Source organism: Streptacidiphilus melanogenes (genome assembly GCF_000787835.1).
GTDB lineage: Bacteria > Actinomycetota > Actinomycetes > Streptomycetales > Streptomycetaceae > Streptacidiphilus > Streptacidiphilus melanogenes.
In genome coordinates this window covers 94,219-114,740 of record NZ_BBPP01000012.1, presented here as the reverse complement: position 1 = coordinate 114,740, position 20,522 = coordinate 94,219, and the positions used below count along the sequence as shown (strand labels likewise).

Here is a 20,522-nt window from a genome sequence, read left to right as displayed (position 1 = left end):
GGTGAGCGCGAACCTTGATGCCCTGTCCCGACTACTGCCGCCACCGCAGGAAGCCGTGGCCGCGCCGCCATGGGAACGGTCGAAAGCGGAGTGCGGCTTCGACTTCCCCGCGGACTACCGGGAGTTCGTCAACCGGTTCGGCGGAGGAGTGATACACGTCGGGCCGGAGGAGTTGCCCACGTCCGTAATGGCCCCCTCGTCCGCGCCCTACCTGTCCGGTGATCCCGGAGGCTTCCGGGCCTTCGTGGAGGAGACGATCTCCGGGTTGACGCTCGATCACGAAGTCAACTGCTGGGACGGCCCGGCCTACCCCGACCTCCCGGCGCCGGGCGGACTGCTGGCATGGGGACACAACCTGAGCGGCGACACCTTCTACTGGTCGACCCAGGACGCCGACCCCGACCGCTGGCCCGTGGTCATGCTGCTTCGCGGACCGGCCGAAGTGGTCCCCTTCGACGGCGGCATGGTCGAATTCCTCCTCGCAGTCCACGACGGCAGCCACGAGCTGTCCCCCTGGATGACCGACCCGGTGCTGCGCTGGACCATGGAAACCGACTGGGACCGACGCCACCTGCAGATCTCGGCCGGGCCAGTCCACGGGTGACCCGGCAGGCCGCACGAGAGATCGTCTTCGACTGAGTGCAGTCGGCGCACTGGCCGGGCGTGATGACCAGCGACAGCACCTGGCAGCGCCCGGCCGCACTCAGGTGGATCTTGGTGGTGAACCCGCCGCTCGAGCGGCCGAGCGCCTCACCTCCCGCGCCACCTCCGCCAGCCGGTCGATCAGTTCCGCCCGGACCTGAGCGGCTTTGACCACCTACACGGAGCCCCTTTTGAGGGCAGGTGGCGGAGCGAGCCGGGCACCGGCGGCGTGCTGGTGCGCGCGCACGGACGTCGAGTCGACCGCGACGTCCCAGTCGATCTCACCGGCCGCATCCGCCTCGGCTTGGACCAGGCCGAAGGCATCGACGCAGGTCGGCACCTGGCCGAACAGGGCTGCGAGCCCCAGGCCGGCTGGGTCGCCAAAGGTCACCTGGCCGAATTCCGGGCCCGCATGGCCCGGGGTTGGGAAGACCGGCACCTGATCGCCTGAGACCGTCGACGCGCTCGGCGGCATACTGGCGGGACGAGCTTCAAGGTGGGGTCCGGCGAGAACGACTGGGGCGGCATGACACTCGGGGAGAGGTTGCTGCGTGCGGCGGAGGGCCTTGGGGTCGTCTTGCCTGACCACGAAGGACAGTGGAGCCGCATAGCCGTGTACGTCGACGCAGGGCTCAACCGGTGGGTGGGGGTGAGTCCGACCGGCGAGCAGTGTCGGACTTTCTGGGTGTACCTGCAGAGCAATGGCCTGCGCCTGGCCGGCGGGTTGACCGCCGATCTGGCTGAGGTGGTGAGGGCAGTGGTGGCTTGGACCGGTGGAGCGGGGCTCGAGGAGACCAAGGAGCAGGCCTCGTGCATTGACTTCCGCCCTTGGGCTCTCGCGCACGAGCGGGAGCCGCTCGGTGCTGTCGAATTGGAGTGGTGCCGCAGGCTCGACGGCATCCACATGCCGCCGATGAACCGTTTCCCGCGCGTGCACGCGCTGTTGGCAGCGGCGTACGCCCAGCCGGTGCTCCGCCAACTGATGCCGGTGACCAGCCACTTCAACCTCTGGTTCTCCACCAGTACCACGGCTAATCGGAGGACGACAGGGATCGGGCCCATGATCTGGCCGCACTATGAGAGGTCCTACGCGGTACGGAACGGGCATGAGGTGCTCGCGCGCTTCGAGACGCCGGAGGAGGCCGTCGCCTTCGTGGTGGCCGTCCTGCCGGAGGGGATCGGGCCGGCGCGTTGAAGCGTCGTCCGAGCGGGACTGGCAGCGATACTGTTCGTCGCCACGTTCGGCTGCACCTGGCGCCAGCGCTCTTGATCGCCAGGCCACCGCCTAGGGCCGCAGAACGATCTTGCCGTGGGTGTGGCGGCGTTCGAGTTCGGCGTAGGCCTCGCGGACCTGCTCCAGCGGGTAGACCTTCGCGACCGGGACCTCGAGCCGGCCGTCGGCGATCAGGCCGGCCAGCTCGGCGAGCACCGCGGCGCCGGGGCCCGCCGCCGTTCCTCCGTCCGTCTTCACCCCGTACGTCGCGGCGGCGGCGAAATCGGCGATGATGTCGATCCGCTCGGGCGCGACGCCGAGGCCGAGGGCCAGCTCGACGTACCCGTCGCCGTAGGTGTCGACGAAGGCGTCCACGCCGCCGGGTGCGGCGGCCCGGATCCGGTCCGCGACTCCGTCGCCGTACGCGACGGGGATCACGCCGTGGCCCCTCAGCCAGTCGTGGTTGCCCGTGCCGGCGAGCCCGATCACCGTGGCGCCGGTGCGGCGCGCGAGCTGGACCGCGAGCGAGCCGACGCCCCCGGCGGCTCCGGAGACGACGACGGTCTCGCCCTCGGCGGGCCGCACGGAGTGGACCGCGCCCCACGCGGTGACGCCGGCGACGTAGAGGCCGCCCGCGACCTCCCAGGAGACCTCCGCCGGCTTGCGGGTGAGGTCACCTGCCTCGACGAGGACCAGCTCGGCCTGGGCGGCCCGCTCGTTGCTGAACCCGATCACCTCGTCGCCGGGCCGGTATCCGCCGACCCCGGCTGCGACCTCCTCGACGATCCCGGCGAGGTCGCTGCCCTGCCCGGAGGGGAACGTCGACGGGAACATCTCCGCCAGCGCCCCGGTGCGGATGACCGCCTCACTCGGGTTGATGCCGGCCGCCTTCACGCGCACGAGGACCTGCCCGTCCTGGGGCGCCGGGCGTTCCACCTCGGCGACGTGCAGCACGTCGATCCCGCCGAACCGGTCGTACCGGACCGCTTTCGGCATGACTCCTCCTTCCCGAGGCGTTGTCAGACCCGCCGGAGCTCGAGCACCGGGATGGTGCGCACCCCCTCGGTCTGGCGCGCGTACTCGGCGAAGGCCGGGTAGCGCCGTGCCTGCTCGGCGTAGACGCGGTCGTGCTCGTCACCGGTCAGATCCCGCACGGTGACCCGGTAGGTCTCGGTTCCGCGCTCGATGGTGCCCTCGCCGGCGGCGATCAGGTTGCGGTACCAGTCCGGGTTGGTCGGTGCTCCATTCTTGCTCGCGAAGACGTAGACGGTCTCCGGCTCCGTTTCGTGCGCGAGGTACATCATCGGAGTGACGTGCTCACGGCCGCTCTTGCGGCCCCGGTGATGGACCAGGACCAACGGAGCGCCCTCGAAGGGCCCACCGACGCGGCCCTCGTTGGCTCGGAACTCCGCGATGGTCCTCGCGTTCCAGTCGAGTGCTTCGCTCATGTCGAACCCCTGCCGTTCACGATCGTGGTGATGGGGTGGAAGGCGAACCCACGGCCCGTGATGTCCGCCGCCCCTGCGAGTCCTACCACCGGGCCGGTGTGCCCACCTCACCGGATTCGGTTGATTCACACCGCCGGATCACCGGTCCGCGTTCCGGGCGGCGCGCCGGTTCCGGATCACTTCTCACTGAGAGCCTACGCCTGCCTGACTTGATGCTTCAAGTGAAAGTTCGGGATCGGGGACTTCCCAGCAGAGGCATGTCATCCGCAGGATGGGGCTGTTACGCTCCCCCCATGACGACTCAGGACGAAGCACCCGCCGAGGCGCCCGCAGACGAACACGCGGGCCTGTGGCTCACCTCCGGCGAGCTGGACTCGTGGCTCTCGGTCGTCCGCCTGATGACCCGGCTGCCCTGGGCTATCGACACGCAGCTCCAGCGCGACGCCGACCTCAGCATGGTCGAGTACATGACCCTGGCCATGCTGTCCGAGGCCCCGGAGTGGACCCTGCGGATGAGCACGCTCGCGGAGAACACCAGCACCTCGCTGTCGCGCCTTTCCCACCTGGTCAAGCGACTGGAGCGGCGCGGCCACGTACGGCGCGAGGCGGATCCGGCCGACGGGCGGTTCACCAACGCGATCCTGCTCCCCGCCGGCATGGCCAAGCTGGAGTCCGCCGCGCCCGCACACGTGGCCTACGTCCGCCGCCTGGTGGTCGACAACCTCTCCGGCGAACGCCTGCGGCGCCTCGGCCAGGACGCGGAGCGGATCCTGCAGCGGATCGACTCCCCAGCGCGTTGACGCTTCAAGTCACCGGTCGCGAACTCACCTGGAACTCAATGAGCAAGGACCTCTTGTGCCGGGATATGACTTGAGCATTAAAGTGAATGGTGGACAGAAGCCCAGCAACCACACACGAACCAGGGGAGTCGAGAGATGTCCCACGACAACGAGAAGATCATCCGCGCCGCCTACCAGGTCGCCGAGGAGCAGGACGTCGCCGGCTGGATCGCGGCCTTCACCGAGGACGGCACCTTCACCGACATGTCGATCCCGCTGACCTACTGCGGCCCCGACGAGCTCGGCAGGACGGTCGAGGTCTACGCCAAGGCCTTCCCCGACATGCACCGCGAGCTGGAGCGCTTCTACGCCAGCGACGGAGACACGGTGATCGTGCAGCTGCGCCTGCAGGGCACCCACACCGGCCCGCTGGAGCTGCCCTCCGGCACCGTCCCGCCCACCGGCCGGCGCATGGACGCGCCCTGCTGCGACGTGTTCGAGCTGGTCGACGGCAAGATCAAGCGCTTCGACTGCTACGCGGAGGGCTCGGTCATCGCCCGGCAGCTCGGCCTCGCCTGAGCGGTGGGAATTCTCCCTCATCACTTGAGCATTCAAGTTGACAGGTCTAACGTTTCACTTGAAGGCTCAAGTGACCAAGGAGGTCATCATGACCACCGCAACGCCGACTCCGACGCCCGGCCGCTACGTCATCGACGCCCCGCGTTCGGAGATCACCTTCACCACCAAGCACCTGTTCGGCCTGGGCACCGTGCGCGGCAGCTTCCGGCTGCGCAGCGGCACCGTCGCCCTCGCCGAGCCGCTCACCGGTACCCACGTGGACGCCGTGGCCGATGCGGCCAGTTTCGCCACGGGCAACAGGAACCGGGACCGCCAGGTCCTGTCCAAGGCGCTGCTGGACACGGAGAACTACCCGGACATCGTCTTCCGCGCCGCCGGTGCCGAGCTGGACCAGGCCGGCACCTGGGCCCTTCAAGGCCGGCTGACCGCACACGGCGTCGACGCACCCGTCACCTTCACCGTGACCCGCGCAGAGGTCGACGGCGACGAGATCACCGTGGAGGCCACCGCGATCGTCGACCGCTACGCCCACGGCGTCACCAAGCTCAAGGGCATGGCCGCGCGCCACCTCCAGCTGACCGCCACCATCCGGGCCCGCCACGGCGACGGCGACCACTCCGCCTGAGCGGGCCGGGCACGCGGAAGGAGAGCACGACATGAGCACCCTCAAGATCGCTGTCATCCTGGGCAGCACCCGTCCCGGCCGCAACGGCAAGGCCGTCGCCGACTGGGTCGTCGACCGCGCGGGCGCCCGCACCGGCGCCGAGTACGAGCTGGTCGACCTCGCCGACTGGCCGCTGCCGTTGATGGACGAGCCGATGCCGCCCTCCATGGGCCAGTACCAGGGCGAGCACACCAAGGCCTGGGCGGCCAAGGTCGCCGAGTTCGACGGCTATGTCTTCGTCACCCCGGAGTACAACCACTCCATCCCCGCGGTGCTGAAGAACGCCATCGACTACGCCTACGCCGAGTGGAACGACAAGGCCGCCGCCTTCGTCTCCTACGGCACCGTCGGCGGCATCCGCGCGGCCGAGCACCTGCGCAGCATCGCCAGCGCCGTCCAACTGGCCCACGTGCACCAGCAGCTGGCCTTCTCGCTGTTCACTGACTTCGAGAACCTCAGCCTGTTCAAGCCCGGCGCGCACCACGACGCCGCGGCGACGAAACTGTTCGAGGAGATCGAGGCCTGGTCGACCGCCATGAAGACCCTGCGCACCTGACGCCCGCCCGCACCCACCCGCTGCGGGCGGCGGAGCAGCGGCACCCACACAGTCACCCGAAAGGACCACCGCTCATGGCCACCACCGTCGCCGACCTCATGCGGCGCAACCTCCTCGACGTCTTCAACGAACCCGACGCCGAGCGCCGCGCCAAGGCCATCGCCGAGACCTACGCCGAGGACGTGGTCTGGCACGAACCGGACCGCGTCGTCCGCGGGCGCGAGGCCCTGGCCGTCCGCGCGGCGGAGCTTCAGGCGCAGACCCCCGGCTGGGTCTTCCAGCCCGACGGGCCCGTCTCGGTCAACGACGACCTCGGCCATCTGGGCTTCCGCTTCGGCCCGCCCGGACAGCCGCCCGTTGTCACCGGCATGGACATCGCCCACGTCAGGGACGGGGTCATCGTCGAGCTCCACACCTTCGTGGCAGGCGGCGCAGAGGGGCCGCCGTCACAGAAGGACAGCACGGCGCATACGGACGCCCCGGCGCCGCAAGCTCCGTGACGCTGCGTCAGCGCCGCTCGGCCGTCACCGGCTGCGGCATCAGGGCGTCCCACAGCGGCGTGGACTCTCCGCGGTTGCGCGCACTGAACTCCTGCCAGTACCAGTCCTGTCCGAGCAGTTGCTTCACCCGCGGGATCGCCTCCCCGTCCGGACCGCTGTAGTAGCGGACCTTGCGGGTGTCTCCGTCGGTGACCATGCGGAGCATCACGTCGGCGGTGATCCGCGGGTCCGAGCGGACGGCGTTCAGTGAGGCGAAGCGGCCCCAGGAGGCGAGGTAGTCCTCGGGGACGTCCTGGGCCCGGTCGACCTTGCCGAAGATCCCGGTGTCCATGTTGCCCGGAAACAGGGCCTTGACGGTGACGCCGAACTCCGACAGCTCGGCGTTCAGGCCCTCACTGAGCGCGGCGACCGCCGCTTTGGACGCCTCGTAGACCGAGGTGTACGGGAATCCCGCATCCGCGCTGATCGAGCTGACATTGACGATGACGCCCGAGCGCTGCTCGCGGAAGATCGGGATGAAGGCCTTGTTGAGCGCGATCAGCCCGAAGACGTTGGTCTGGAACTGACGGTGGGCCTGATCCATGGTCGTGGCCTCCAGCGGCCCGGACTGGAAGTAGCCCGCGTTGTTGATCAACGCGTCGACGCGGCCGAACTGGGACTTCGCCAGCTCACCGAAGGCCAGGTCGGCCTCCTCGTCGTCGACGTCCAGCAGAAGCGTCCTCACGTTCTCCAGGTCGGCGTGCGCGCCCAGGTCCTCCTTCCTGCGGACGGTGGCGACGACGTTCCACCCGGCTTCGGTGAACCGCCCCACGGCCAGGCGGCCGAAGCCGCTGGCGGTTCCGGTGATGACGATGGTCTTGGATGACATGGCGGGGCCTTCTTCCTTCGCTGTCCCAGGTCCGCGGGTCCGCGGGTGCCCTTTTAGTGAAACACCGTTGCGCTAATAGTGCAACGTGGTTGCGCTAGCATGGACGGGTGACCCCACCGCAGTTCGAACGCGCCCGCAGCGCCGAGGCCAAGCGCATCCGCGAGACAGCGATCCTGGAGGCCGCGGGGCGGCTGGCCACGGAGGCCGGCGTCCGCGCGGTGACCCTCACCGACATCGCCGCTGCCGTGGGCATGCACAAGTCGGCGATGCTGCGCTACTTCGAGACGCGCGAGGAGATCTTCCTCCGGCTGGCGGCCAGCGGCTGGACGGAGTGGTCGCAGGCCGTCCGCGAGCGGCTCGCGGGCCCGGCCGATGGCGCGACCAGCGTCGAGCCGGCGAGCGCCGTGGTCGCGGGCGTCCTCGCGGACACCCTGGTCGCCCGTCCGCTCTTCTGCGACCTGCTCGCCCACACGCCGATCACGCTCGAACGCGGGGTGTCCCTCACGGCGGTCAGAGCCTTCAAGACCACCGCGCTCGCCGAAGCCGGTGCGGTCGGCGCGGCCTTGTGCCAGGCGGCCCCTGCCATCTCCGCGCGTCAGGCGGGCGACACGGTCGCCACCGCCACCGCGATGGCCGGCGCCCTGTGGCAGATGGCAGCGCCCGGCACCGAGCTGCGCCGCTTCTACGAGGAAACCCCCGACCTCGCCCACGCCGTGGTCGACGTCGCACCGCGCCTCACCGACATCCTGACCGCCCTGCTGGACGGCTACCGCGCCCAGGCATCGCGGAGGTCCCGCTGACCGCAGCGCCCCTCGCGCCCTGCTCCGCTCTTCAAGGGCACCGTCACCGCCGAGGAGGCGGCACGCGCCCTCAGCGAGGGCTGGCGCTCTCTCAGACCGGATGATCGCATCGCGACCCTCCCCATGGCCGACGGCGGCGAGGGGACCCTGGCCGCCGTCCTGGCCGCCCACCCGGGGAGCGCCCTGCCCGCGTGGGCGGCTGCACCGGCCCCGACGGCCGCCCCGTCGACGGTGAGTTCGCGCTCCTCGCCGACGGCACCGCCGTGGTCGAGCTCGCCACCGCCAGCGGACTGCCGCTGATGGCCCGTCCTGATCCGCTCGCCGCCACCACCCGCGGCACCGGCGAGCTCATCGCCGCCGCGCTCGACCACGCCGCGACGCTCCCCCTTGGCCCGACGCCGGGCAGCAGCGGCCCGTTGCTGGTCGGGCTGGGCGGCTCCGCCTCCAGCGACGGCGGAGCCGGGCTGCTGAGCGCCCTCGGCGTGCGGCTGCTCGGCGCCGACGGCCTCCCGCTCGCGGACGGAGGCGGGGCCCTCACCCGCCTGCACCGGATCGCCCTCAGCCGCTTGCGGCCCGCGCCGCCGGGCGGTGTCCGGCTGCTCACCGACGTCACCAACCCGCTCCTCGGCCCGGACGGCGCCGGCGCCGTCTACGGGCCGCAGAAGGGCGCCGGTCCCGAGGAGATCGGCACGTACGGCTGCACCGGCAACGCGAACCGCTACAGCGGCCAGGCACTCAGCCTGACCTCCGGCAGCGGCGGCGTCGTCACCGCGCCGCAGCGCGACTGGTCCGACACCGGCGCCGCGGGCAACACGCACCCGGTCGACGCCCAGACGCTCACCTTCCCGGCCGGATCCGCGAACCTCATCCCCGGCGGGGACTTCGAGTCCGGCGCCCTGCCCGGCTGGACCGCTCACAACGCCGCCGTCGTCGGCGACGCGGCGGCCCACAGCCCCACCCACGACCTTCAGCTGAAGTCCCCGGCCGGCGACTACGCGACCATGGAGTACAAGGTCACCGGCTTGCGACCGGCCACCACCTACACCTACTCCGGCTGGGTGCGCGCCGACTCCGGCGCCTCCACCAGCTTCGGGGTGAAGAACTTCGGAGGCCCCCAGGTCACCACCCACACCACGGCCACCGGGTGGACCCCGGTCTCCGACACCTTCACCACCGGTGCCACCAGCACGTCCGCGACGGTCTTCTGCTACCTGCCGTCCGCATCGGCCACAGCCACCTGCGACGACATCAGCCTGACCGTCGGCTAGCGCCGCCGGTCAGGGGTGCCGGGGGCCCGCACGGCACTTGCGTGCGGGCTCCCGGGCCGAACCCAGGGCCCGTCACCGGTGGACGGTTTCGCGTCTCGGCGGCCGGGGCGTGGAGGCCGGGCGCGTGGGAGGGGCGGTGCGGACCTGGCCGGGGCGGGCGGCGCGCAGGCCGGAGAGCGCTTCGGGGACGATCAGCGTGCCGAGGAGTGCCAGCGGGGTGGTCCAGCCGCCGGTGGCGGTGTGGAGGAGGCCGAAGGCCAGGGGGCCGGTTCCGGCGAGGAGGTAGCCGGCGGTCTGGGCCATGCCGGAGAGGCGGGCGGTGGTGGCTGCGTCGGGTGAGCGCAGGCTGAGGAAGGTCATGGCCAGCGGGAACGCGGCGCCGACGGCGACGCCGAGGACGGCGGCCCAGACCCAGGCATCCCCGGGCAGCAGCAGGATGCCGCCGAGGCCGACGACCTTGACGGCGGCGACGGCCAGGACGAGCGGGAGCTGGTCGTGCAGGCGTGCGGCCAGGTAGGGCGTGACGAACCCGAGGGGGATGCCGGTGGCGAGCATGACGGACACCATCGCCCCGGCCTCGTCGGGGGTGTAGCCGCGGGACTGCATGATCTGTGGCAGCCAGGCGACCAGGACGTAGAACATCAGCGACACCGCTCCCAGGAACGCCGAGACGGACCAGGCCAGCGGCGAGCGCAGCAGCGTGCCCGCGTCCGGCCGCGCCTGCGGCGGTGCGGGCACACGTCGGGCGAGGGCCGCGAGAGGGCTCCAGGTGAGGGCGGCGACGAGCGAGGGCAGCGCCCACGCCGCCAGTGCGAGGCGCCATCCGGCCGCCTGGGCCAGGGGAACCGCGGCGGCTGCGGCGACGGCTCCGCTGGCGGCCATGAGCGTCATGGCGACGCCGGTCAACGGGCCGACCTGGGCCGGGAAGTGCTGTTTGATGACGGCGGGCAGGAGCGCGCCGCCGACGGCGATGCCCGCGCCCGCCAGGACCGTGCCCGCGAACAGGGCCACCGGGCCCGGCGCCACGCGCAGGACGATGCCGGCCGTGGTGGCCAGCAGGGCTGCGGCGATGGTGGCTTCCTTGCCGTGGCGGCGGCCGAGGGCCGGAGCCACGGCGGAGAACACGCCCAGGCAGAGCACCGGCAGCGTCGCCAGGGCGCTGACGGCGAGGCCGGACAGGTGCACGGTGGCCTGGAGTTGACCGAGGAGCGGCGGGACGCCGGTGATGGCGGCGCGGAGGTTGACGGTGAGCAGGACCAGGCCGACGAGTGTCCAGGCCTGTCTGCCGTGGCGCAGGCCGCGTGTGCGGTTCACGATTGGTTTCCCCCCGGGACATGTGGTGCGCAAACGGCGACGGCTTCCCGCCCGGGGGTGCGGCGGTGTGCCGCGGGCCGGGGGGAAGCCGTCGGTGGTGAAGGGTTGACGCGCGCGGGTGCGCGCGGGTGGGGTCAGGCCTTGAGGGCGGCGGACCGGTTGTGGAACGGGCAGGCGATCTGCGTGAGTTGGCCCTTGGTGAGGGCGCTCGCCGCCTTCGCGCCGCTGCCGGTGGCGGTGGTGCCGCCGAGCAGTTTGAGGATTTCCGTGGACAGCAGGTCCGGCTGACCCTTGAGGGCGTCGGCGGTGGGCTGGTCGGTGGAGAAGACCATTTCGGCGGCGATGTTGTCCTGGACGATGCGCGCCAGGTTGTCCAGGGCGACGTGGACCGGGTCGGTGGGGGTCTGCGCCGTCATCAGGTTGACCAGGTGCGTGGAGACCTGGCTCTGGTCCATGAAGTTCTGCAGGATGATGCTGTTCTGGTTCTGCTCGTAGGTGGTCCAGATGGACAGGACCACCACGTACAGGCCCGACCAGGCGGAGCCGATCTGGTTGCGCCAGCGGGTCATCAGCTGGCTGACGCCGTCGATCTGGACGCGCGAGGACCAGTACATGTTGGTGCGGACGCTCGGGTAGACGTCGGCGGTGAAGGCCTCGAACTTCGCCATGTCGAACTCGCGGCTGCGGATCGTCTCGCTGATGTAGTCCTGGGCCTTGTCGAGGATGTAGGCGCAGGAGTCGTGCAGGCTGCCGTTGGCGTCCTGGGGCAGGTTGGCGGCCTCCAGGGTCTGCCGTGCGTTCTGCAGGGTGGTGGCGAAGGTCTGCAGCGGGGTCGTCCAGCTGGTGTTGCCGGGCCCGTTGAACGCCACCATCCGCAGGTCGTGCGGGTCGATGTACTGCTTCTGCGCGGGCAGGATGCGGCCCGGGTCCAGCGACGGCGCGCAGATGGAGTAGATGCCCAGCGGGGTGTGCGCGATGGACTTGGCGAGGGCGAAGACCGGGTCGACGGGCTGGATCTGCTCCACCACCGTGCCCTTGTTGATCAGGTAGTAGGTGCCGCCCACGAGGTCGTTGTTGACGACGATGACGGGGGCCAGCTGGTTGATGACGTTCGCGCGCAGGGCGTCGTAGTTGCTCTGCATGGCCGTGTCGACGGCGATCATGTTGTTGCGGGCCTGCGCCTGCGTGACGCTGCCGCTGGTGCCGTCGGCGGACGCGTTGCGGGCGTTGAGGCCGGTCAGTGCGGCGGCTGCGCCGATGGCGGCCGCGCCGCCCAGGACGGTTCTGCGGGTCGGTGACATCTCGGGTTCCCCCCTCGGATGGACGGGCGCAGCCTCGTCGGGAGGCTGCGCCCGGGTGCACGTGGTGCGGTGTGTCGGGACGTGCGTCGGTTCGCGCGTCGGGGTGTGGGTCAGGACAGGTGGTCGGCCGTGGGCACGACGACGCCGTAGAGGTCGTGGATGGTGGCCAGTGCGCCCTGGTGGAGCTCCTCGGCGGTGACCTGGCCGGCCGGGCTCTGCAGCGGGCGGGTGGCGGAGGCGTCGGCGACGACGGTGGCGTGGTTGCCGCGCAGGAACGCGCCCTGGGCAGTGAAGGCGACGCACATGTGGGTCATGAAGCCGGCGATGATCAGCTTGTCCCTGCCCGCGGCGTCGACGAGCTCGCCGAGGTCGGTGTCGAGGAACGCGTTCGGCTTGCCCTTGACCACGGTCGGCTCGCCGTCGACGGGGGCGACCTTGGGGTGGATCCGGCCGATCTCCGCGCGGATGTCGTAGGGGGTGCCCTCGCCGCCGTCGTTGACGACGTGGATGACCGTCGCGCCGGCGGCGCGGGCCCGGGCGAGCAGGTCGGCGGCGGCGTCGAGGGCCTCCTTCCAGCCGTCGAGCTCCATGACGCCCTGGGTGTAGGTGTTCTGGTAGTCGATGAGGATCAGCGTGGAGTCGGCCAGCCGGGCCGGGCTCTGGTCGAAGCTGTTGAGTTCCCGCAGGGTCGTCGTCGCCACGGTGGTGCACCTTTTCGTTCGGCGGTTCGGTTGGACGCCCCCACGCTACGATCAACAAATTGTTGACCACCAGGACGTCCAACCCGCAGAAACGGACATCCTGTTGACGCCATGACAGGCGGGCGGCGACGCGTAACCCGGAGGGAGTCCGCAGGAAATCCGGCCGCAAGGTGCGCGCCACGGTTCCGCCGACCGGGCCCACGCGGACGAACCGAGCCTGCGCCCGGAGCCTCGTCCCTGCTCAGCCCCGAGGGTTGCCCCGACTCCACTGGGGCTCGACCAGCGCCCACTCGTCTTCCCAGGCACGGGCCACCCGTCTGTCCAGGGTGTGCCGGGCCCAGGCGTGGCCGCCGGTCAGCAGCACAACCGATCCGGCGAAGACCGCCGCCGCGTACGCCGTGGCGGTGCCCACACTCTGGGCGGCCGGTGGGGGTGCGGGCTGGGGAACGCCGTTCCGGTCGACCAGGATCGGCACCTGGTCGCCCGGCCTCGTCGTGACCGGGACCGACGCCTGTGCGGCGTGGTTTCCGGTGGCGTCGGTCCAGTCGAGGGTCGCGATTCCGACGCCGACGCCGACCTGCAAGGGCTGGGAGGCGGCGACCGCGACCACCCGGTGCAGCCCCTCCGCCTGCCGCTCCGCGGCGGCACGAAGACCGAGGTAGACGTGGAGACCCAGCAGGATGGACAGGGCCCCGGCGATGGACAGGGTCATGGCGAACAGGGCCGGCAGCCAGTTGCGAAGGCAGTCGCTGCGGCGCCTGAGCGGGTTCTGCCGGCGGGGCACGGGGCCCGACGGCAGCGCCGGGATCGACGGCGTGACCCCCGCCTCCCTTCTCCGTCGTGCATGAGGGAAGACCGGCCCAGACGGCCCGGGCCCAGCAGGCGGGAGCCGCAGAACACGGCGTCTCCATCTTCGCCTCGGCAGCCGCCTCGCGCCTGCCGAGGAACGATCCGCGCAGGTCGGAGCCTCGCCACTCCCGCAGCGGCACTTGTCGAGCGCGCATGCCCCCTGACCGGTTCACCGGACAGGCCCGTGCCCCCGCACGGCGCCGTTCCCGCGCGGCGCCCGACGCGGCCACCGGATTCGACGCATGATGGGGAGATCATCCGAGTGTGTCCGGGGACCGACGGCGGAGGGCGATGTGGTGCCAGCCGAGCGCGAGAGTCTGGGTCCGGTGCTGGCCGACATGCTGGCCGTGTGCCACCGCCTCGCGCCGCGTGAAGTCCCCGGGCTGGTAGCGCAAGCCGGACGACGGCTGGGCCTGTCCGAGGCCCGCGTGTACATCGCCGACCTGCAACAGCACGACCTGGTGGCGCTGCCCACGCCCGAACAGGCGCAGCGGCTCACGGCCGCCGGGAGTGCGGCACCGGACCTGGAGACGCTGCCCATCGACAACTCCCTCGCCGGACACGCGTACCGCACCGAGACGCCGCAACTCGGCAGGCCGGGCACGGACGACAACGGACGGACCGGCTGGCTCCCGGTCGTGGACGGCATCGGCCGCATGGGCGTGCTGCGGATCGCCGCACCGGAGCTCGACCCCGCCCTGCTCAAGCACTGCGAGGCCCTCGCCTCCCTGGTGGCCATGATGCTGGCCACCAAGCAGCCCTACAGCGATGTTCTTGCCCGGACCACGCGCAGCCGGCCGATGAGCCTCCAGGCGGAACTGCTGTGGGCGTTCCTGCCGCCGCGCACCATCGGCACCGACGCGGTGACCTCCAGCGCCATGCTGGAACCCGCCTACGAGGTGGGCGGCGACGCCTATGACCACAACCTGGCCGGATCCCTGCTGCACCTGACACTGCTGGACGCCATGGGCCACGACCTCGCCTCCGGCGGCAGCAGCGCCGCCGCGATGGCAGCCTGCCGCTCCACCCGCCGGGCGGGCGGTGGGCTGCAGGACATCGCCGAACAGATCGACCGCACCCTGACACGCTGGATCCCGGAACGACTGCTGACCTGCGTCATCGCCGACCTCGACCATGCCAGTGGGCGCCTGCACTGGGTCAACTGCGGCCACCCGCACCCGCTGTTGATCCGCGACCGCCGCATCGTGACCGGCGCACTCGAACGCACGCCGCACCTGCCGCTCGGGCTGTCGGGGTACGACGCTTCGCCGCCGCCCGTCCACACCGCGCAACTGCAGCCCGGCGACCGACTGCTGTTCTTCACCGACGGAGTCACCGAGGCGCGCGCCGCCGACGGCGAACTGTTCGGCGAACAGCGCCTGGCCGACACCGTGGTCCGCGCGATGGCCGACGGCCTGCCCGCCCCCGAGGCCCTGAGACGGTTGATCCAGCAGATCACCGTGCACCAGGGCCAACGGCTGCACGACGACGCGACGATCCTCCTGACCGAATGGCACCCGCCCCGCTGACGCCTTCCCGCTGGCCGAAGGCGGGTGCCCGACAGCCTCCCGCTCCCGTTCATGGGTCGTAGACGTCCGGCGGATCGCGTTCGTCGACGGTACGGGCCCGGGTCTCCCCGGGCCGAGGGCGCAGCCGAACGGTGGTCCGCACGTATCGGCGCCCGCCGACGAGGGCACTCCGCTCGACCGCGCCAGGCTGGTACTCCGGGTCAGCAGCCCAGAACCCGGTCCAGCACCGCGTGGTACTCCTGCACGACGCGTCGCAGCTGCTCGGTGGACTCCACGGGATCTGCCGCTGCCGAGGCCGCCTGCTGCTGGTGCCAGCTTCTGCGCACGGCGGCGCTCCGGGCGTTCACGGCATCGGCGAGGGCCACGGCCGCACGTTCCACCAGGGCGTCGGCGCGTCCGATCGCCTCGTGCGGATCGTCCACGAAGTCGTACTGGACCTGTCGCCATGCTTCGCGCAGCTGCTCGACCGCGCTCGCATCGAGCATCGGCCCCTCGCCCACCGCGACCTCCGACACGTGGGGACGCCCTGCGGCGGGGTCGGGGGCCGGCGCCGCTGCCGATGACGCCCTGTCGACGGTGGTGTCGTCCGTGACGGCCATGCCCTCGTCCCGGACCGCGTGCCGACCGGCTGCCATGTCCGACGGACGCTCGTCCTGCGCGCGGTCTGCCGAGGTCTCCTGTTCCGTGCTCACGATGCCCTCCTCAGATTCATCCGCGGGCCCAGCGGTTCGGCGCGCTCGTCGGAACGGTCCCGGGCGGTGTCGCGGGCGAGCGCCTCGCAGACGTTCCGCGCGCTGAGAAACGCGGCGCGCAGGTCCTCGGTCGAGGTGCGGCCATCCCCGGGGGCGGCGGCGGCACCGTGGGCCCGGCGGTAGTCGCGCAGCACGTCCTCGCCCCGGAAGCGCAGCACCGTCTGCAGGTCGCCCGGGTCCCCGGGGTGGCCGGTGGCGGCCAGGGTCCGGTCCATCGTCTCGACGGCGCCGGTCACCGCGGACCGGGGCGAGTCGACGAACTCCTCCTGCAGGTCGTGCAGTCGGCCACGCAGACGTTCGGCCGCGGCCGGGTCGAGCGGCCGGACCTCGACGCCGTCCAGGTCGCGCTCGCGTTGCAGCAGAGCGCGCCGCGCGTTCCTGGCGTTGCCGTCGTGCTGCGCGACGGCGGCTTGGTACTCAGGTCCGAAGCGGCGCTGGAGCCGCCCGGTCCGACGGTGGTCCCTCACCACGAATCCCAGGCAGCACAACCCGGCGACGATGAGCACGGCCACGATGACGGTCGTCATCGCACGTCTCCCTCCTGTTTGCCTTCCCTCCGAAGAGCGATCCTGTCGGGGCGCGCCTACCCTGCCTTCGCGGCTGCATGCGACGGGGCGTCAGCGCCTGCCGGTCCGGCGGAACGACCGAGCACCCACGCTACGATCAACAAAATGTTGACCACCAGGGCGCCCGGCGCGCCGAAGCGGGCCTCCTGGTGACGCCGTGACAGGCGTGTCACGGCACGTGACCCGGGGGGAATCCGGATGCAATCCAGCGGCAGGTTGGTCGCCGTCATGCTGTTCGAAGGGGTGGATCTGCTCGATGTCACCGGGCCGCCCGAGGTGTTCTCGCTCCTGCGCCGCGAGGTGCCCGACGCACCTGCCTACCGCGTGGTCCTCGCGGCGCGGACGCTGGACCCGGTCACCACGGCGGCGGGCGTGCGGCTCCTGCCCGACGTGACCTACGAGCGGTTGGCGGCCGACCGCATCGACACCCTGATCGTGCCGGGCTCCGTCGAGTCCGACGCCGCCGGCCGCGTCCACGCCGTCACGCCGCCCGAGGTGGTGGCGTGGACGCGCACCCTGGCGGGGCGGGCGGGCCGCGTCGCGTCGGTGTGCGTAGGCGCGCATCTGCTCGCCGCGGCCGGGCTGCTGGACGGCAAGCGCGCCACCACCCACTGGTCCACCGCGCAGCAGCTCTCCGCCGACTTCCCCGCCGTGCGGGTGGACGCGGACCCCATCTTCATCCGCCAGGGCGACGTGTGGACGGGCGCGGGCATCACCGCCTGCCTCGACCTGTCCCTGGCGCTCGTCGCCGAGGACCACGGGGAGGCCGTGGCCCTGCGCGTCGCACGGCAGTTGGTGATGTACCTCAAGCGCACCAGCGGGCAGAGCCAGTTCAGCGTCCCCCTGGAGCCGGTCTCCACCACGCGGCGCATGGAGGAGCTGCGGCACCACATCAGGGCGCACCTCGCCGCTCCGCTGACCGTGCCCGACCTGGCCCGGGCGGCCAACGTCAGCGAGCGCCAGCTGACGCGGATCTTCAGGACCGAACTCGGCACGACGCCGGCCGCGTACGTGGAAGCCGCCAGGGTCGAGGCCGCCAGGGCCCGCCTGGAGTCCACCGACGACACCCTCGAGCGCATCGCGGCGGCCTGCGGCTTCAACACCGCGGACACGCTGGTCCGCGCCTTCCAGCGCAAGCTCGGGACCACCCCGACCGAGTACCGGCGGCGCTTCCACCACGCGCCGCCGGGGTGACGCCCGACCGCAGGACCGGGCCAAGTCCGACTGTTCTGTGCCGGGTTGTTGGACGGTCAGTTCCGTAGACTCCCGGTTGCGCAAACGATTGGGTTGGGCATACTGGTCACCCGGGACGCATCCGGCAGCGGCAATCGGGGGTGAGCTGGGTGAAGTGGTTCAAGCGAGATGAGACCGCGTCAGGCCGCGGCGCGGGCGAGCACGGGGACGCCCGCGCGGCGCTGCTGGAGGGCAGCAGGGCGGCCGAGTCGATCGGCAACCTGGGCGGCGCAGGGCAGGCCGCCGAGCGCTACGCGGAACTGGTGGTGCGCGCGGAACGCGTCCTCGGCCCGCAGGAGCCCGACACCCTGGCACTGCGGCACCAACTGGCCCACTGGACCGGAGAGTCCGGCCGGCCGGAGGCCGCGGTGGAGCTGTTCGCGCTGCTCCTTGCCGAGCGCAACCGGTTACAGGGGCCGCACCATCAGGACACCGAGCTGGCTCGGCACCAACTGGCCCACTGGCACGGCCGGGCAGGCCGGCCCGAGGAGGCGGTGCGCCGCTACGAGGAGATGCACCGGGCCGCCGAGCGGGAGGGCCGCGCCGAGGCGGCGGTCACCCTGCTGTGCGAGATGGGGTACTGGCAACAGCAGGGCGGCGACAACGCCGCCGCGCTGCGCACGTTCGCCGAGATGCTGCAGACGGCCCAGCAGCGGCTCGGCCCCGCCCACCCGTCCGTCAACATCGCCCGGCAGCGCTACGCCGAGGTGGCCGGCGGGCTCCCGTTCGGCAACGAGGGCGGCGCGGAGGGCCTGCGGGACCTCCTGGAGACGGCCGCAGCGGTGGAGGCCGCAGGGGACTTCCAGCGGGCCGGCCGCATGTACGGGCAGATCGCCGCGCGATGCGAGCAGCTCCACGGGCCGGACAGCTCCCACGTCCTGTTCGCGCGCGTCGCGGAGGCGAAGGCGGCGGTCAAGGCGGGAAACCACGCGACGGCCGTGGAGCGGTTCGGCCGGGTGCTCACCTGCCTGGAGCTCCAGGGGCAAGGGCCGGGTTCGCCCGAGTACGACACTCTCCTTGGCCAGTGCGAGGAGTTGGCCCGGATCGCACGACGCCCGACGCTGCGGATCGCGGAGCGCACCGCGACGGCGCTGGGCGAGGCGATGCAGGCCGCGGCCGGGACGGCGTGCGCGGTGCTGACGCGCGAGACGGGCGCGTCCGAGACGACGCGCTTCGCGGTCGTCGACAACAGCGCGGATCCGACCTGGCGCGGGAACGTCGAGTGGTGGACGGCGGTACTGCGGGAGCTGTCCGGCTCGGGGTACGAAGCGACGGCGCTCTGCTTCGCCCGCCGCGACCTGCGCCCCACCGCCGAGGAGGCCGCCCTCTGCGAGCGGCTGGGGCTGCCCGGCGCCTACGTCTCCCGGCTGGACGACGGGAACCTGCTCGTCCAGGCATACGTGTTCGAGGACGGCGCACCGGGGCCGGTGCGGGTCGTCGTCGCCGAGGACGAGCAGCCGGCCTCACGTGGGCAGGCCGCGCGCAAGCGGTGGTCCGCGAGCGTCCCGGCAGGACGGACCGCGGTGCACGACCAGGCCGCCGCGATCGGGACCTGGCGGGAGGTGAAGCGGGCACGACCCGCCGCCGGGGCGGACCGGCCGCCGGCCTTCGGTGCGTACGAGGTGCTCGAGTCCGTCGGCGAGGGCGGTTTCGGACGCGTCTACCTGTGCCAGGATCAGGACGGTCTGATGGTCGCGGTCAAGACGCTGCACGCGCGCCTCGCGGCGGAACCCCGGATCAAGCAGAGCTTCGCCCACGAGGTGCGGGCGGCCCGGCGCGTCGGCGGGCGCTTCACCGTGCCGGTGATCGCCGCCGACACCGACGGCCCGGTCCCGTGGATGGCGGTGCCCTACGTGGCCGCCCCCTCGCTGCAGGAACTCCTTGAGCGGTGCCGACGGTTGGACGTCGACCCGGTGTGCACGCTGGGGGCGGGCATCGCCGTCGCCCTGGACGCGATCCACGCCGAAGGCGTCGTGCACCTCGACCTCAAACCGGGCAACGTGCTGCTGACCGAGGACGGTCCGCGCGTCATCGACTTCGGCATCGCCCAGATCGAGCGCCTCACCGAACCGCGCCGCGGCTTCACCGGCACCCCCGCCTTCGCCTCCCCCGAGCAGCTCCGCGGAGAGCCCACGTTCACCCCTGCCAGCGACGTGTTCTCCCTGGGCAGCGTCCTCGCCCAGCTCGCGCTGGGCCACAGCCCCTGGGGCCGGAACACTCCCGCCGTGGTCGCCAACATCCGGGCCGGCCGACCCCGGCTCACGGGACTGCCGGCACCGCTGGCAGAGGTGGTCCGGGCGTGCCTGCACCCGGATCCGGAACAGCGGCCGACCCCCGCTGACGTGGCCGAGACGCTGGTCCCCGGAGCGGCGGCAGGCAGGATCGGTCCACCTGCGCTGCCGGAGCGGGCCCTGGCCCTGGTCAGCGAAGCCGCCACCGAACCCGCCACACGTCGCTACGAGACGCTCACCCACACCCGGGCGCACGCCGACGAGGACACCGAACGCAACGGGCTTGAACGATAGGCTTTACTACTCGTCAGTAGAAGCCTCGGTCCGACTCGTGAGGTGCCCTGTGATCGACAGCAAGCCCGCCCCGTCCGCCACCGCCCTGGCCGGGCTGCTCGCCGTCGCCGGAGTGGCGCACTTCGTGGCGCCCAGGCCGTTCGACGCGATCGTGCCCCGGGGGCTCCCGGGCCGACCGCGCACCTGGACCTACCTCAGCGGGGTCGCCGAGCTCGGCGTCGCGGCGGCGCTCGCTCACCCGCGGACCCGCAGGGCCGGCGGCCGCCTGGCCGCCGGCCTCTTCCTGGCGGTGCTCCCCGCCAACGTGCAGATGGCACTGGACTGGAACGACCGGTCCCCCGCGCTGCGCGCCGCAGCGTGGTGCCGGGTGCCGCTCCAGGCGCCGTTGGTGATCCGGTCGCTGCGGATCGCCCGGGGCTGAGCCGCCCGTTTCGG

The 20,522-nt window shown here is 71.9% G+C and carries 23 protein-coding genes and 2 pseudogenes; 15 read left to right on the top strand and 10 right to left on the bottom strand.

Annotated elements, in window-relative coordinates; genetic code table 11:
- The first annotated feature begins 1 nt into the window (after window position 1).
- Entirely contained in the window at window positions 2-604 is a 603-nt protein-coding gene (locus tag TR49_RS44360; RefSeq protein ID WP_162484681.1) for a hypothetical protein, read from the top strand.
- Window positions 605-638: 34 nt separating this feature from the next.
- Here TR49_RS44360 and TR49_RS47035 read toward each other — a convergent pair.
- Window positions 639-904, bottom strand: a pseudogene (locus tag TR49_RS47035) (hypothetical protein); the annotation flags it as partial.
- Here TR49_RS47035 and TR49_RS47030 point away from each other — a divergent pair.
- A complete protein-coding gene (locus tag TR49_RS47030) occupies window positions 872-1,093 on the top strand; it encodes a hypothetical protein (RefSeq protein ID WP_162484680.1) in 222 nt (73 codons plus the stop codon). The pseudogene TR49_RS47035 and the gene TR49_RS47030 overlap by 33 nt on opposite strands.
- A 162-nt stretch (window positions 1,094-1,255) precedes the next feature.
- A complete protein-coding gene (locus tag TR49_RS40020) occupies window positions 1,256-1,837 on the top strand; it encodes a DUF6193 family natural product biosynthesis protein (protein WP_152627295.1) in 582 nt (193 codons plus the stop codon).
- 90 nt (window positions 1,838-1,927) lie between these two features.
- On the opposite strand, the gene TR49_RS16110 is transcribed toward TR49_RS40020, so the two are convergent.
- Together TR49_RS16110 and TR49_RS16105 are read right to left on the bottom strand one after the other, a co-directional pair.
- The gene (locus tag TR49_RS16110; RefSeq protein ID WP_042382262.1) at window positions 1,928-2,851 is read right to left on the bottom strand and encodes an NADP-dependent oxidoreductase; all 924 of its coding nucleotides are present in this window, start codon (window positions 2,849-2,851) and stop codon (window positions 1,928-1,930) included.
- A 23-nt stretch (window positions 2,852-2,874) separates the two neighbouring features.
- A complete protein-coding gene (locus tag TR49_RS16105) occupies window positions 2,875-3,303 on the bottom strand; it encodes a nitroreductase family deazaflavin-dependent oxidoreductase (protein ID WP_042382259.1) in 429 nt (142 codons plus the stop codon).
- A gap of 293 nt (window positions 3,304-3,596) precedes the next feature.
- On the opposite strand from TR49_RS16105, the gene TR49_RS16100 reads away from it, so the two are divergent.
- The 5 genes from TR49_RS16100 (at window position 3,597) to TR49_RS16080 (ending at window position 6,381) form a co-directional block, all read left to right on the top strand.
- Complete coding sequence (locus TR49_RS16100) at window positions 3,597-4,103, top strand: MarR family winged helix-turn-helix transcriptional regulator (RefSeq protein WP_042382256.1); 507 nt, start codon at window positions 3,597-3,599, stop codon at window positions 4,101-4,103.
- 135 nt (window positions 4,104-4,238) lie between these two features.
- Window positions 4,239-4,661, top strand: a complete 423-nt coding sequence (locus TR49_RS16095; RefSeq protein WP_042382253.1) for a nuclear transport factor 2 family protein — start codon at window positions 4,239-4,241, stop codon at window positions 4,659-4,661.
- Between the two features lie 88 nt (window positions 4,662-4,749).
- On the top strand, window positions 4,750-5,286 hold the full coding sequence (locus TR49_RS16090; RefSeq protein ID WP_042382381.1) for a YceI family protein: 537 nt from the start codon (window positions 4,750-4,752) through the stop codon (window positions 5,284-5,286).
- Between the two features lie 31 nt (window positions 5,287-5,317).
- Window positions 5,318-5,881: an NADPH-dependent FMN reductase gene (locus tag TR49_RS16085; RefSeq protein WP_042382251.1), complete on the top strand. Its 564-nt coding sequence runs from the start codon at window positions 5,318-5,320 to the stop codon at window positions 5,879-5,881.
- A 74-nt stretch (window positions 5,882-5,955) separates the two neighbouring features.
- Complete coding sequence (locus TR49_RS16080) at window positions 5,956-6,381, top strand: nuclear transport factor 2 family protein (protein WP_042382249.1); 426 nt, start codon at window positions 5,956-5,958, stop codon at window positions 6,379-6,381.
- A gap of 7 nt (window positions 6,382-6,388) precedes the next feature.
- On the opposite strand, the gene TR49_RS16075 is transcribed toward TR49_RS16080, so the two are convergent.
- The gene (locus TR49_RS16075; RefSeq protein ID WP_042382248.1) at window positions 6,389-7,249 is read right to left on the bottom strand and encodes an SDR family oxidoreductase; all 861 of its coding nucleotides are present in this window, start codon (window positions 7,247-7,249) and stop codon (window positions 6,389-6,391) included.
- Window positions 7,250-7,356: 107 nt separating this feature from the next.
- On the opposite strand from TR49_RS16075, the gene TR49_RS16070 reads away from it, so the two are divergent.
- The 3 genes and pseudogenes from TR49_RS16070 (at window position 7,357) to TR49_RS44990 (ending at window position 9,317) form a co-directional block, all read left to right on the top strand.
- Window positions 7,357-8,049 carry a TetR/AcrR family transcriptional regulator gene (locus TR49_RS16070; protein ID WP_042382245.1) on the top strand — a complete coding sequence of 231 codons (693 nt, stop codon included), beginning with the start codon at window positions 7,357-7,359 and terminating at the stop codon, window positions 8,047-8,049.
- A gap of 90 nt (window positions 8,050-8,139) precedes the next feature.
- Window positions 8,140-8,196, top strand: a pseudogene (locus TR49_RS46700) (hypothetical protein); the annotation flags it as partial.
- Window positions 8,197-8,240: 44 nt separating this feature from the next.
- Window positions 8,241-9,317 carry a glycerate kinase gene (locus TR49_RS44990; RefSeq protein ID WP_052434343.1) on the top strand — a complete coding sequence of 359 codons (1,077 nt, stop codon included), beginning with the start codon at window positions 8,241-8,243 and terminating at the stop codon, window positions 9,315-9,317.
- A 72-nt stretch (window positions 9,318-9,389) separates the two neighbouring features.
- Here the strand turns inward: TR49_RS44990 and TR49_RS16060 are convergent, their stop codons facing one another.
- The 4 genes from TR49_RS16060 to TR49_RS16045 form a co-directional block, all read right to left on the bottom strand.
- Complete coding sequence (locus TR49_RS16060; protein ID WP_042382244.1) at window positions 9,390-10,631, bottom strand: MFS transporter; 1,242 nt, start codon at window positions 10,629-10,631, stop codon at window positions 9,390-9,392.
- 134 nt (window positions 10,632-10,765) lie between these two features.
- Complete coding sequence (locus TR49_RS16055; protein WP_042382242.1) at window positions 10,766-11,932, bottom strand: hypothetical protein; 1,167 nt, start codon at window positions 11,930-11,932, stop codon at window positions 10,766-10,768.
- 110 nt (window positions 11,933-12,042) lie between these two features.
- Window positions 12,043-12,633 carry an isochorismatase family protein gene (locus TR49_RS16050; RefSeq protein ID WP_042382240.1) on the bottom strand — a complete coding sequence of 197 codons (591 nt, stop codon included), beginning with the start codon at window positions 12,631-12,633 and terminating at the stop codon, window positions 12,043-12,045.
- Between the two features lie 241 nt (window positions 12,634-12,874).
- Window positions 12,875-13,417, bottom strand: coding sequence for an Rv1733c family protein (locus tag TR49_RS16045; RefSeq protein WP_042382238.1), 543 nt, complete (start codon window positions 13,415-13,417; stop codon window positions 12,875-12,877).
- Window positions 13,418-13,775: 358 nt separating this feature from the next.
- Between TR49_RS16045 and TR49_RS16040 the strand changes: the two genes are divergently transcribed.
- Complete coding sequence (locus TR49_RS16040; RefSeq protein ID WP_236653384.1) at window positions 13,776-15,011, top strand: PP2C family protein-serine/threonine phosphatase; 1,236 nt, start codon at window positions 13,776-13,778, stop codon at window positions 15,009-15,011.
- Window positions 15,012-15,211: 200 nt separating this feature from the next.
- Here the strand turns inward: TR49_RS16040 and TR49_RS16035 are convergent, their stop codons facing one another.
- Together TR49_RS16035 and TR49_RS16030 are read right to left on the bottom strand one after the other, a co-directional pair.
- Window positions 15,212-15,703: a hypothetical protein gene (locus TR49_RS16035; protein ID WP_042382237.1), complete on the bottom strand. Its 492-nt coding sequence runs from the start codon at window positions 15,701-15,703 to the stop codon at window positions 15,212-15,214.
- Window positions 15,700-16,290, bottom strand: coding sequence for a hypothetical protein (locus TR49_RS16030; RefSeq protein WP_052434342.1), 591 nt, complete (start codon window positions 16,288-16,290; stop codon window positions 15,700-15,702). The genes TR49_RS16035 and TR49_RS16030 overlap by 4 nt, the downstream gene beginning before the upstream one ends.
- A gap of 237 nt (window positions 16,291-16,527) precedes the next feature.
- On the opposite strand from TR49_RS16030, the gene TR49_RS16025 reads away from it, so the two are divergent.
- The 3 genes from TR49_RS16025 (at window position 16,528) to TR49_RS16015 (ending at window position 20,508) form a co-directional block, all read left to right on the top strand.
- Window positions 16,528-17,523 (top strand): GlxA family transcriptional regulator, encoded by a 996-nt coding sequence (locus TR49_RS16025; protein WP_042382236.1) that lies wholly within the window; start codon window positions 16,528-16,530, stop codon window positions 17,521-17,523.
- A 149-nt stretch (window positions 17,524-17,672) separates the two neighbouring features.
- Window positions 17,673-20,087 carry a protein kinase domain-containing protein gene (locus tag TR49_RS40010; protein WP_052434341.1) on the top strand — a complete coding sequence of 805 codons (2,415 nt, stop codon included), beginning with the start codon at window positions 17,673-17,675 and terminating at the stop codon, window positions 20,085-20,087.
- 49 nt (window positions 20,088-20,136) lie between these two features.
- Window positions 20,137-20,508 (top strand): DoxX family protein, encoded by a 372-nt coding sequence (locus TR49_RS16015; protein WP_236653383.1) that lies wholly within the window; start codon window positions 20,137-20,139, stop codon window positions 20,506-20,508.
- The last annotated feature ends 14 nt before the right edge of the window (window positions 20,509-20,522 follow it).